Annotated in this window: 12 protein-coding genes; 7 read left to right on the plus strand and 5 right to left on the minus strand. The window is 44.6% G+C overall.

Going from position 1 to position 12231, the window contains the following annotated elements; all coding sequences use genetic code 11:
* Nucleotides 1-8: 8 nt before the first annotated feature.
* Nucleotides 9-320 (minus strand): Dabb family protein, encoded by a 312-nt coding sequence (locus EPL05_RS20030; RefSeq protein WP_128535778.1) that lies wholly within the window; start codon nucleotides 318-320, stop codon nucleotides 9-11.
* A 212-nt stretch (nucleotides 321-532) separates the two neighbouring features.
* Here EPL05_RS20030 and EPL05_RS20035 point away from each other — a divergent pair, with 212 nt between their 5' ends.
* On the plus strand, nucleotides 533-802 hold the full coding sequence (locus tag EPL05_RS20035) for a hypothetical protein (RefSeq protein WP_128535779.1): 270 nt from the start codon (nucleotides 533-535) through the stop codon (nucleotides 800-802).
* A gap of 55 nt (nucleotides 803-857) precedes the next feature.
* On the opposite strand, the gene EPL05_RS20040 is transcribed toward EPL05_RS20035, so the two are convergent.
* Genes EPL05_RS20040 through EPL05_RS20050 form a run of 3 tightly spaced genes read right to left on the minus strand, consistent with a single transcriptional unit; the run spans nucleotide 858 to nucleotide 3620 of the window.
* The gene (locus tag EPL05_RS20040; RefSeq protein WP_128535780.1) at nucleotides 858-2183 is read right to left on the minus strand and encodes an ABC1 kinase family protein; all 1326 of its coding nucleotides are present in this window, start codon (nucleotides 2181-2183) and stop codon (nucleotides 858-860) included.
* A 3-nt stretch (nucleotides 2184-2186) separates the two neighbouring features.
* A complete protein-coding gene (locus EPL05_RS20045) occupies nucleotides 2187-2921 on the minus strand; it encodes an HAD family hydrolase (protein WP_128535781.1) in 735 nt (244 codons plus the stop codon).
* 48 nt (nucleotides 2922-2969) lie between these two features.
* Nucleotides 2970-3620 (minus strand): TetR family transcriptional regulator C-terminal domain-containing protein, encoded by a 651-nt coding sequence (locus tag EPL05_RS20050; RefSeq protein WP_128535782.1) that lies wholly within the window; start codon nucleotides 3618-3620, stop codon nucleotides 2970-2972.
* A 146-nt stretch (nucleotides 3621-3766) separates the two neighbouring features.
* Here EPL05_RS20050 and EPL05_RS20055 point away from each other — a divergent pair, with 146 nt between their 5' ends.
* Together EPL05_RS20055 and EPL05_RS20060 are read left to right on the plus strand one after the other, a co-directional pair.
* Nucleotides 3767-3904: a DUF2256 domain-containing protein gene (locus tag EPL05_RS20055; RefSeq protein ID WP_128535783.1), complete on the plus strand. Its 138-nt coding sequence runs from the start codon at nucleotides 3767-3769 to the stop codon at nucleotides 3902-3904.
* 47 nt (nucleotides 3905-3951) lie between these two features.
* The gene (locus EPL05_RS20060; protein WP_128535784.1) at nucleotides 3952-5238 is read left to right on the plus strand and encodes a DASH family cryptochrome; all 1287 of its coding nucleotides are present in this window, start codon (nucleotides 3952-3954) and stop codon (nucleotides 5236-5238) included.
* A 144-nt stretch (nucleotides 5239-5382) separates the two neighbouring features.
* Here the strand turns inward: EPL05_RS20060 and EPL05_RS20065 are convergent, their stop codons facing one another.
* Nucleotides 5383-6252, minus strand: a complete 870-nt coding sequence (locus EPL05_RS20065) for a DUF3667 domain-containing protein (protein ID WP_166727769.1) — start codon at nucleotides 6250-6252, stop codon at nucleotides 5383-5385.
* A 192-nt stretch (nucleotides 6253-6444) separates the two neighbouring features.
* Between EPL05_RS20065 and EPL05_RS20070 the strand changes: the two genes are divergently transcribed.
* The 4 genes from EPL05_RS20070 (at nucleotide 6445) to EPL05_RS20085 (ending at nucleotide 12226) form a co-directional block, all read left to right on the plus strand.
* Nucleotides 6445-9264 (plus strand): 2-oxoglutarate dehydrogenase E1 component, encoded by a 2820-nt coding sequence (locus EPL05_RS20070; RefSeq protein ID WP_128535786.1) that lies wholly within the window; start codon nucleotides 6445-6447, stop codon nucleotides 9262-9264.
* A 126-nt stretch (nucleotides 9265-9390) separates the two neighbouring features.
* Nucleotides 9391-10968 (plus strand): 2-oxoglutarate dehydrogenase complex dihydrolipoyllysine-residue succinyltransferase, encoded by a 1578-nt coding sequence (odhB, locus tag EPL05_RS20075; protein ID WP_128535787.1) that lies wholly within the window; start codon nucleotides 9391-9393, stop codon nucleotides 10966-10968.
* A gap of 107 nt (nucleotides 10969-11075) precedes the next feature.
* Nucleotides 11076-11570, plus strand: a complete 495-nt coding sequence (locus tag EPL05_RS20080; RefSeq protein ID WP_128535788.1) for a helix-turn-helix transcriptional regulator — start codon at nucleotides 11076-11078, stop codon at nucleotides 11568-11570.
* Nucleotides 11571-11626: 56 nt separating this feature from the next.
* A complete protein-coding gene (locus EPL05_RS20085; protein ID WP_243837337.1) occupies nucleotides 11627-12226 on the plus strand; it encodes a nucleotidyl transferase AbiEii/AbiGii toxin family protein in 600 nt (199 codons plus the stop codon).
* Nucleotides 12227-12231 lie beyond the last annotated feature (5 nt).

Here is a 12231-nt window from a genome sequence, read left to right on the forward strand (position 1 = left end):
ATCGCCTATCAAATGTTCACGCTATCCTGTACAACTACTTTACTGCACAGCACCTTTGCATATTCGTTAGCGAAAATTTGATGCGTTGCATCTACCTGGTAGGCTTCCTGAGCCTCGGGCGAATCAAAAAGCAACAGCAGCGATACATCGTACGAACGGTCTATCACTTCCCTGAAAGTTTCTGCAGGTACGCCGATATGGATCTGGCGGATATGTGGTATAGGTATGAGAGTTTTTAACCCTTCTATCAATTTATCTTTATCGGCCTTATTGGTCAGCCAAAAATGTACATGGTGGGTGAATGTATTCTCTAAAAGCATGGATTAAATATTTATGCATCTAAGATGAAAATAAAACACCTGCTTTGCAAAAACCGCCCCAACCTGTTCCGCAATTCCCCAATTTAACATAACACTGGGATGATTATTTACGTATAACCAACACTTTTAAGCATGGTGCTTCCAAAAAGCGTGTTTCTGCGATTTTGGTAAAATTTTTGCTTAATAAAATAAAAAAGTGTGCTATTCGGAAAATGAATAAACCTATTTTTGACAACCGCACGTATATCATACCGATCATCAGCACTAATATGTTAACAAATGATTTTCAGAAGTTACTCATTTGTTTTTTCGCCCTGGTTATGACGGGCCTGATCACCTACGGTTTTTATTGCAACCATAAATCAAAATCGTTTGCCGGCACCGGCCGCGTTGCCGAAATTGAGGCCTGGTATGTAAAATCTGTTATCAGCTGGATAGCAACGTTCGCCTTATCATTGGTAGCGATAGTAAACTATATATAGTTTATACAAACCTTAACTCTTAGTACGATCATACCCATAGCGCATCTGTTATAATTTATACGAGTACTTCCACATGTGGCTTATAAGTATCTGTTTTTACGCGTGCCTTTAGTTCATGGAGGATATTGTACAGGCCGAAATTGGTGCGGTTTACGTATATAAAATGCTTTACACCGCGGGCTTGCTTAAATTCGGGCATTTTGGATATCTTTTCGCCAAAGCCGAATAGTTCATGAAAAAAGGCTTTTTCGCCAAAATCAAATTCGCTGGTGATATACGGTTTAGCAAACAAGCCTATCATTTGCTTAAACATGGTGTAATAAAATTCAATCTGCGTAGGGGTATCGTTAGGCAATATCATCTCCAGCTTACGGAAGGCCTTAATGGTATCTTCTTTACTTTCGAATAAATTAGTGGAGGTAAGCGCGAAAAATGGGTAATAAAAATCTTCGGGCATTACTTTGATACAGCCAAAATCTATCACGCCCAGTTTACCATCGGGCGTTATCATGAAATTGCCGGGGTGCGGGTCGGCGTGTACTGCACGCAGCTCGTGCTGCTGAAAGTTGTAAAAATCCCATAGCGCCTGGCCTATCTGATCGCGCAACTCCTGCGATGGGTTGGTGGCCAAAAACTCGCGAAGGTGTTTGCCTTCCAGCCAATCCATGGTAATAATGCGCTTGCTGGAAAGTTTTGGATAGTATTTGGGGAATACCACGTTATCCAAATTGGCGCAGGCTTCAGAAAACTCTATTGACCGGCGTACTTCCAGTTCATAGTCTGTTTCTTCCAGCAGGCGCTCTTCCACCTCCATCATATAAATGTTCAATTCCTTTTCGCTCATGCCCAGCATCCTGAAGGCGAAGGGTTTGATGAGCTTAAGATCCGACGAGATGGAATCGCCCACGCCGGGGTACTGAATTTTTATGGCCAGCTTTTCGCCCTTTAGCTCGGCCTGGTGTACTTGGCCAATAGAGGCCGCGTTGGTAGAGCGGATGTTGAACTTATCGTAGATCTGCCCGGGTTCTTTACCAAAATATTTTTTAAACGTTTGCACAATAAGCGGCCCCGAAAGCGGCGGCGCGTTGTATTGCGATTGCGTAAATTTATCTACATAGGCCTGCGGCAGCAGGTTTTTATCCATACTCAACATTTGCGCTACTTTGAGGGCGCTGCCCTTTAGCTCGCTAAGGGATTGGTAAATGTCCGTCGCGTTATCCTCATTCAACTCTGATTTATCCATCTCCGGGTTGAAGAGTTTTTTGGAGTAATGCTTAATATAGTTACCGCCAATTTTAAAGCCTGTTTTTACAAACTTGGCGCTGCGCTCTACCTTACTGGTGGGGATACTGTTTTGCTCTTTTGGGGTGTTATCGCTCATAATTTATTCATCAAATAATGCCGCCAACTTTTGCAGGCTCATACCGGCATAATCGTTTATTACCAGGCGGGCTGCTTTTGCAACGGTTTCTGTAGGGTGGGCGGTGGTAATACCTACAACCTTCATGCCTGCATCCTTGCCGGCCTTAAGCCCGGCTGTCGAATCCTCAAAAACGAGGCAGTTTTCGGGGCGGGCGTTTAGTTGTTCGGCAGCTTTTAAAAATATCTGCGGACTTGGTTTAGGTTCGTTTACCATATCGCCGGTTATAATGGCATCAAAATACTGACGAATGGGGATGGTGTCAAAAATAAAATCAACATCCGCCATGTCAGACGAGGTAGCAACCGCCATTTTAACCCCCCCATCCTTTAGTTCGGCCAGGAAATTTTCCAGTCCGTTTATGGGTTTTAGGTAGGGTAGAAATTCCTGCTGGTAAAAGGCCTGCTTTTCGTGGGCTATGGTTTTAATCAGGTTTTCATCCGCATCGGCAAAGTAACGCCTGACGGTATTGGCAATAGGGACACCGCTTATTTCGCCCTTATAAGTTTCGCGGCTAAGCTCGGGCATGTTGTACTTTTTAAAAAGTAATTGCCAGGCTTTGTAATGGAACGGCGTATTATCTATCAGGGTGCCATCCATATCAAATATGGCAGCGAAGGAAGCCTTGGGAGCCTCATCTAAAATCTCTCCGGAGGAGAGGACTTTGCCGTTATAGTTTGGGTCTTGTTTATCGCTCATTTATATTTTTAGTCCCTTTCCTTTAGAAAGGGGTTGGGCTGAGGCTTTCTAAAATCCCATTTTCTCTTTTATGCCGCCGTTCTTGGCCAAAAACTTACCGTACTCAAACAGGTTATCAATGGGCGAGCGCTGGAATAGGTCGAACGTTACGTTGATGCCTTTTTCTATAGCTTCATCGGTTTTCTCAAACCCGGCGGAGTCGTCGTTGATCCAAAAATTAAGCACAAAACCAAACTGGATCCAAAGTGCATCTTTATAGCGTTTACTAAAAAATTTGCGGTCGGTTAGTTCCTGGGTTTCTATGCCTTCGCTTAAAATGCCGTCGGCAAACTCTTCGAAGATGTCTTTAGTGGGCTCCAATACTTTTGGCGTTCCCAGGCCGCGTTGTTTTTTAATACTGTAAACGGCAAAGCTGCGGCTGCTCTTCAAGAGTTCGAAAAAACTGTAGAAGAAGGACAGCGCTTTTTCGCGTGAGGAATATTGAAGCCACACTTCCTGTGCGCGTATCTCTGCCATGGTTTTTCGGGTAAGGTCGGTCCAAACGCTTTGCTCCACGGCATCAAACGAACCAAAGAACTTATAAAATTCCTCTTCAGCCATTTTATTCTTCTTGGCAAAAATGTAAACCGATTTTGGCTGCGCGCCTTCGGTCAACACAAAATCTATATATGCTTTCTGGATACTTTCGGTAGTTGCCATATCGGGTTGATTTTATGAGTTAAAGTTACCATTTATTATATACGCAAATATCATGCTTGTGTTATAAAGAAGTGTTGTAAGCGTGATTTAATGGCATTAAAACTACTTTGGCTTGAATTAGTTAGAGTTTTTAAACAGATAATTTAATGCATAAAGGCAACAAACAAACCCTTCCGTCAAAAATTTGCCAATGCTGCAAAAAGCCTTTTAGCTGGCGTAAAAAGTGGGCTAAATGTTGGGATGATGTCAAATATTGCAGCGACAGGTGCCGAACAAATAAATAATTACCATTTTTGTAATTAATCTAAATAAGTTTAGATTAGGTGTTCATATGGGTGAAAAGACGATACTGGTTTGGTTTAGGAATGACTTGCGGATACACGATAATGAAATATTATCTGAAGCCATACGCAGGGCTGATAAAGTATTGCCGGTATATGTTTTTGATCCATATTACTTTAAAACCAGCGCTTCTGGTGTTTTAAAAACAGGCAGTTTCAGGGCGAGGTTTTTGCTGGAGTCGGTCGCCGACCTGCGCGCCAACCTGCAACAGTTTGGTGCCGAACTGCTCATCCGCACCGGAGACCCTGCCGAAGTACTTACCCAATTGGCCGAAGAATACCAGATCAGCGAAGTTTACCATCACCGCGAGGTTGCACCCGAAGAAACCGATGTGTCTGAAAAAGTGGAAGCAGCTTTATGGAAAATGAAGCTAAATCTCAGGCATTTCATCGGGCATACCATGTACCATAAAGAGGATCTGCCCTTCCCTATAAAAGATATTCCCGATAGTTTTGTCACCTTTAAAAAGAAGGTGGAGCGCGATAGCAATGTGCGCCAGTGCGTAACCTCACCGGAGCAGATTTTGATACCGGAAATTACCGACGCGGGCGAACTGCCAACCCTGGCCGACTTGGGCGTACCCGAACCTATTGACGACACCCGCGCAACCAACCACTTTATAGGCGGCGAAACAGAGGCCTTAAACCGCCTGGAGCAATATTTTATCAGCCAGCACAATTGTGGGCAAAAGACAGGCAAAAATACCGGCGGTATCGCCTCGTGCTTATCGCCGTGGCTGGCGCTGGGCTGCGTATCGCCAAGGCAGGTGTACTGGGAGGTGGTAAAGCACCGCGGCACGCTGCAAAATGCTGATGCCTTAATGCTGGAATTACTCTGGCGCGATTATTTTCGCTTTATGTTTAAAAAGCATGGACAAAAGTATTTCCGTGCGGAAGGTTTTAATGATGAAGCTCCCCAACCCGCCAGTAACCAGGATGAACTTTTTGAGCATTGGAAAACCGGCGAAACGGGCGTGCCTTTTATAGATGCCGCCATGCACGAGTTGAATGCCACAGGCTACATCAGCAATTACAGTCGCCAGGCTGTGGCTACTTATTTAACCAAGGAGTTACAGGTAGACTGGACTCGCGGCGCACTTTATTTTGAAGAAAAACTGATAGATTATTCGCCGGCAAGTAACTGGGGTAACTGGGCATTTGTTGCCGGTGTAGGTAACGATACCAAAAGCAACCGTTACTTTAACGCTGCCAAACCCGCCAATCAGCTGGACAGCAAGAGCGATTTTATCAGCACCTGGTTACCCGTATCGGCGTAACAAAGCAATAAAATATCAATCCAATCGTATATATTTGTATATGAACTCCTTCGAACAATTCACCATCATTATCGGCCTGCTGGCTGTGCTGTTCGAGGGATTGGGCTATGTGCGCAGCTACCTGCACAAACTGATGCATTAAGATTAGTGCATCGTCCACATTAATTTATAGAATATCAGTAGCCGGTACCCGGTTAATATCCCAACAAACATTACCGTAGTTATCACCGCGCCCGAAAAGGCATGGTAACCGCCCACCTTGTAAAATCTTTTTGCAGCAATGGTGAAGTATGTGCCAAAGACAGCCATATTGATCACGGATGTGATGGTATCAAACGTGCTGGAAAACTCCAGGTGTGTAAACCAGTAAAAAGGTTTGATCACCAATAAAGTGAACAGGGTAAAATAGATGAGGATGAAGGAGAAGTAATGCGTGGCAAACACCAGGTGTTCGGTAAAGTATCTTTTAGTGTTGAAGAAGATGAGCGCGAAAACCAAGGCCAGCGTGGGGATGAACAGGGCGATGTATAGTTTAGATTCGGTGCCTACCTTTCCGTTAAAAGTGGCGGCAAGGGTGGTAAATTCCGCATCGTTGTGTGCCTTTTGTAAAATGGTTTCTTTGGTGTGAAAGGATACGTATGGGTCGTACGCGTAAAAGCTGTAAAGTGGTTGCGAAAATATATTAAGGCTTCCCGCCAAAAAAAAGAAAAGGATGTTGCAGGTGATAAACAACTGGAAGGGTTTGAGATAGGTTATCCTTTTGCCTTTAGAGAAATCGGCCGTGAGCAGCCCGGGTTTTGTGATGAGTGTTTTGGCCGTGCGAAAAAACTTGTTGTCAAAATGGGTGATCCCTTCAACCGATTCTTCTACGTAATGCTTCAGGGCGAAATCGTGCGCGTCTACCTGCTTTTCGCCGCAGGTGCCGCAAAACTTATCGTTAACTACCGTGCCACATGATGCGCACAGGCCAGGTGCCGCCAGTTCACTGTGCGTTTTGTTGATTTTTTTATTCACGGGCAAAATTTATTAATGGTTAAATATAATAAATCGGGAGCGGCTTATACAAACTATAGGAGAGAGGAATTTATTGCAAAAAGAAAAATTTAGCTGGTGAAGTGCACTTTAGTTACAAAGTTATAACATATAATTTGGGGCATATTGTACTATTATGCTTAATTTTGTACCGTTTTACAAGAATGGTTTCTCATGGATCGCCTAAATTATATTGATAGCGGAAACGCTGCCTACATCGACTCTCTTTACGAATCGTATAAACAAGACCCCGAATCGGTAGATTTTGGTTGGCAAAAGTTTTTTGAAGGCTTTGATTTTGGTAAAGAATCGCAGCCTGCAAAAGCGGCTGCACCTACAGCAACAGGTAGCGTTATGCCCGAAAACCTGCTGAAGGAGATCAACGTAATGAACATGATAGATGGCTACCGTACCCGTGGCCATTTGTTCACCAAAACAAACCCGGTGCGCGAACGCCGCCAATATTTCCCCGGTAAAGAACTGGAAACTTTCGGCCTGAGCGAAGCAGACATGGATACCGTATTTAACGCAGGTGTTGAAGTTGGCATAGGCCCCGCCAAACTGCGCGATATCCGCCAGTTGTTAGAAGATACTTACTGCCGCGCCATTGGTGCCGAATACCGCTACATCCGCAACCCTATCAAACTAAAATGGTTTGAGGACAGGATGGAGACCAAACGTAACACGCCAAACTTCAGCATCGAAGAAAAGAAGATGATGCTTTCGAAACTCAACGAGGCCGTTGTTTTTGAAAACTTCCTCGGTACAAAATTCCTAGGTCAAAAACGTTTCTCACTGGAAGGTGCCGAATCTTTGATCCCCGCGCTTGATTCGGTTATCAAACAAGGTTCGGAACTGGGCATACAGGAGTTCATCATTGGTATGGCTCACCGCGGTCGTTTAAATGTGCTTACCAACATCATGGAGAAAACCTATAAAGAGGTGTTCTCTGAGTTTGAGGGCAAGAACTACGATTCGGAATCACCATTTGGTGGCGACGTAAAGTACCACCTTGGTTTCTCTACAGATATTAAAACAAAAAGCGGTAAAAATGTTCACTTAAGCCTTTGCCCCAATCCATCGCACTTAGAGGCGGTAGACCCGGTTGTGGAAGGTATCACCCGCTCTAAAATAGATTTTAAATACAACGGCGACCACTCTAAAATTGCCCCGATACTTATCCATGGCGATGCTTCTGTAGCAGGCCAGGGCATTGTGTACGAGGTATTGCAGATGGAAAAACTGGATGGTTACCGCACAGGCGGCACCGTGCATTTGGTTATTAATAACCAGATAGGTTTTACCACCAACTATAAGGACGCCCGCTCGAGCACTTATTGTACCGACGTTGCTAAAACTGTGCTTTCGCCCGTTTTTCACGTAAATGGCGATGATGTGGAGGCATTGGTATATGTAATAAACCTGGCCATGGAGTACAGGCAGGTATTTAACGAGGATGTGTTTATCGATATCCTTTGTTACCGCCGCTACGGCCACAACGAGGCTGATGAACCAAAATTCACCCAGCCGGTATTGTATAAAGCCATTGAGGCACACCCTAACCCACTGCAGATCTACAGCAAAAAACTCATCGCGGAAGGTTCTGTAGACGAGTCATTTGTAAAAACGTTAGAGAAAGATTTCCGTGCCGAATTGCAGGGAATGCTGGATGAATCTAAAGCCGAAGACCGCTTTACCGATACCATAGCCATGTTTGAAGGCGCATGGAGCGGGTTGCACCTGGCTAATCATAAAGAATTGATCTCGGCAATTGATACTGCTGTACCAAAAGAAGATATCATAGCGATTGGCAATAAATTAACCGTATTGCCAACAGATAAACAGTTCTTCAAAAAAATTGAGAAATTATTTGAAGACCGCAACGCCATGGTGAACAAAACCGGCGTATTTGACTGGGCCATGGGCGAATTGCTTGCTTACGGAACCTTGTTGAAAGAAGGTTTCCCGGTGCGGCTGAGCGGTGAGGACGTTAAACGCGGTACCTTCTCGCACCGCCACGCAGTATTAACGCTGGCTGATAGCGAAGACGAATACACCCCGCTTGGCACTATTAATGAAGAAACAAGGCTAAGCATTTTCAACTCTTTACTGTCGGAATACGGCGTATTGGGTTTTGAATACGGTTACGCCATGGCAAACCCTAATGCGTTAACCATTTGGGAAGCGCAGTTTGGCGATTTCTTTAACGGCGCGCAGATTATCGTTGACCAGTACATTGCCAGTGCCGAAACAAAATGGCAGCGTGGTAATGGTTTAGTAATGTTGCTGCCGCATGGTTACGAAGGCCAGGGCCCTGAGCACTCCTCTGCACGTGTAGAACGCTTCCTGGAGCTTTGCGCCGATGATAACATCCAGGTGGCTAATTGCACCACGCCTGCAAACTTCTTCCACATATTAAGGAGGCAGATGCACCGCGATTTTCGCAAGCCACTCATCATTTTTACACCTAAAAGTTTATTACGCAGCCCTAAATGCGTATCGCCTATAAGCGATTTTACCAGCGGTAAATTCCAGGAACTGATAGACGATACCTATGCTGATATTAAGAAAGTAAAACGCGTGCTGCTGTGTACGGGTAAGGTTTATTACGACCTGCTGGAGAAACAACAGGTAGACAAACGCAAGGATGTGGCCATTGTTCGTGTAGAGCAATTGTACCCGACACCTATACAGCAGATCATCAAAATAAAAGCCAAATACGAAAAAGCAACCGAATTTATTTGGGTGCAGGAAGAGCCGGAGAACATGGGCGCTTGGCCATACATTTGCCGTAAATTCCATGGCGATAAGCATTTTAACATGAAGGTGATCTCTCGTTTAGAGGGGAGTAGCACGGCTACCGGTTTTGCCAAACAACACGCCGCGCAGCAGGCCCACATTGTTACCAAGGCATTTGATACCCCTGCCGGTAAAGCGGTAAAAGCAGCTATAAAAAAAACAACCGAAAAAATGGCTAACGCCGGGGCGGATTGAGGTATTAGTTTTAAGTAGTGAGTGTTGAGTTATGAGTATCATAACACTTCTTTATTACTTATACCGATATTAATGCGCGATATAAAAACTCAATACTCACAACTCAAAAACACATAACTAAATAACATGAGTTTAGAAATAAAAGTTCCGCCGGTAGGCGAATCCATAACCGAAGTGACATTATCTGCCTGGAAGAAAAAAGACGGCGACCATGTGGAAATGGACGAAGTAATAGCCGAGCTGGAATCAGACAAGGCAACTTTTGAACTTACCGCAGAAAAAGCCGGGACTTTAACCACCAAAGCTGCAGAAGGCGATGTATTGCCTATTGGAGCCGTAGTTGCTATTATAGAAGAAGGCTCCGGCGCTGCTGCAACTGCTGCCGATAAAGCACCTGCCGCACCTGTTGCCGCTAAAGAAGAAGCCCCTGCGGCTGCTCCTGCAAGCGCACCGGCCCCGGCTGCTGCACCATCATTGTTGGAAATAAAGGTGCCAACGGTAGGTGAATCTATTACAGAAGTAACCCTTTCGCGCTGGATCAAAAAAGACGGTGATGTCGTTGAAATGGATGAAGCCATTGCCGAACTGGAATCAGATAAAGCAACATTTGAGCTTACTGCCGAAAAAGCAGGAACGCTAAAAACTATAGCCAATGAAGGCGATACCCTTCCCATTGGCGCTGTTGTTTGTACTATTGAAGGTGGTGGCAGTGAAGCACCCCGAGGTGCTACCGCCGTAACCCCTGCAGTTGCCGATGCGGTTAACGAATCACCACAAACTGCTCCATCAAAAGGAACAACTTATGCATCGGGTGTGCCATCGCCTGCCGCTGCAAAAATATTAGCCGAAAAAGGCGTTGATACCGCATCTGTAAACGGTACCGGCGTTGATGGCCGCATTACCAAAGGTGATGCTTTATCGGCACAAAAACCTGCACCTGCTGCACCTGTTCCGGCCGCAAAACCTGCTGCCCCTGCCGCCGCATCTTCTGCACCAGTTGGTCCGCGTTCAGATCGCCGCGAAAAAATGTCTTCTCTGCGTAAAACCGTAGCAAGGCGTTTGGTTGCTGTGAAAAATGAAACCGCGATGTTAACTACTTTTAACGAAGTGGACATGTCGCCAATTATGGAACTGCGTGGCAAATACAAAGATAAATTCAAAGAGAAGCATGGCGTAGGCTTAGGCTTCATGTCGTTCTTTACCAAAGCAGTTACGGAGGCCCTTAAAGAGTGGCCGGCTGTTGGCGCACGTATAGAAGGCGAAGAAGTGGTTTACAGCAACTTTGCAGATATCTCTATCGCTGTATCTGCACCAAAAGGTTTGGTTGTTCCCGTTATCCGCAACGCGGAGAGCATGAGCCTTGCCGAAATTGAAAAAGCCATTGTTGTTTTAGCAGGCAAAGCCCGCGAAAGCAAACTGACTATCGACGAGATGACAGGCGGTACCTTCACCATCACCAATGGTGGTGTATTTGGTTCCATGATGTCTACCCCGATCATCAACTCACCACAGAGTGCCATATTAGGTATGCACAACATTATAGAGCGCCCTGTTGCCGTAAACGGACAAGTGGTGATCCGCCCGATGATGTACCTTGCCCTGTCTTATGATCACCGCATCATTGATGGCCGCGAATCGGTAAGCTTCCTGGTACGCGTTAAACAATTACTGGAAGACCCTACGAGATTGTTATTAGGCGTGTAAACGTCCTCCTTTTAAATATGGAAGCCCGGTTATGCCGGGCTTTTTTTGTGGGTGATTTTTTTATAAATATTTTTGAATAAACAAATTTGTTTACATTTGCTCTTGTGATGTCGTTAATAGAAAAATATAAAGGGATTCATCCCGGTTTAATATTAGAGCGGGAACTTAAAAAAAGGAATATCAGAAAGGGGCCGTTTGCCCTTTCTCTAAAAGAATATCCTCAAATTTTAAATGAAATAACCAAAGGCAGAAGAGGTTTAACACCCGCCCTATCATTAAAGATAGATGATGCTTTGCAAATGGAGGAAGGTACGATGTTAATTCTCCAGGCCTATTATGAGATCAATAAAGAAAAGCAGAAGGTAAAATTAAACGACCATCCCGATCTGAGGATCTTGAGGCGAGCTATTTTCTGGGACACAGACATGGATAAAATCGATTGGCGAAAACAACAGCAAGCCGTTATAAAACGCGTGTTCGAAAGGGGTAATGAGCATGAACGGCAAGAGATGATCCGATTTTACGGGAAGAAACAAGTAAGTGCCGCCATAGGTAGTGATGATGAGGGCAGGCTAAATATTATGGATCATAACCAGATATAATTATGATTTATTGGAACACCGTTGATAGCTTGTTAAAGGAAACATTGCTTAAGTTAATGAAGGCCGAGGAGTTAAGCGACTTTCGGCTTGTTGGCGGAACAGCGCTTAGCTTGCAACTGGGGCACAGAATGTCTGTAGATATTGATATGTTTACCGATAGTGACTATGGCAGCGTTGACTTTGATGCGATTGAGGATTATCTAAAACTTAATTATCCATATGTTGAAGGCGAATTTGGTGGTAACCCCGGCCTTGGAAGATCTTACCTGGTTGGAGGTAATCCAATTGAGGTTGTAAAGCTGGATCTGTACTATACTATGGATCCATTTTTTCAACCAGCAAAAGAAGAAGAGGGCGTAAGAATGGCGACCATAGAGGAGATAATAGCCATGAAGGTAGACATAGTACAACGCGGCGGCAGAAAAAAAGATTTTTGGGACCTACACGAATTGTTAGGCCGATTTACCATTAATAATATGATCGCTTTGCATCAGCAACGTTTTGAATGGACACATGATGAACCGCTCATCCGCAAAAATTTCACACAGTTTTCAGCGGCTGACAACGATTTTGATCCGATTTGTCTGAAAAGTAAGGAATGGATATTCATAAAAGAGGATATTGAAGAGGCGGTTGCAAAATCGGCAGAAAAATAAATGTC

Source organism: Mucilaginibacter gilvus (assembly GCF_004054195.1).
GTDB lineage: Bacteria > Bacteroidota > Bacteroidia > Sphingobacteriales > Sphingobacteriaceae > Mucilaginibacter > Mucilaginibacter gilvus.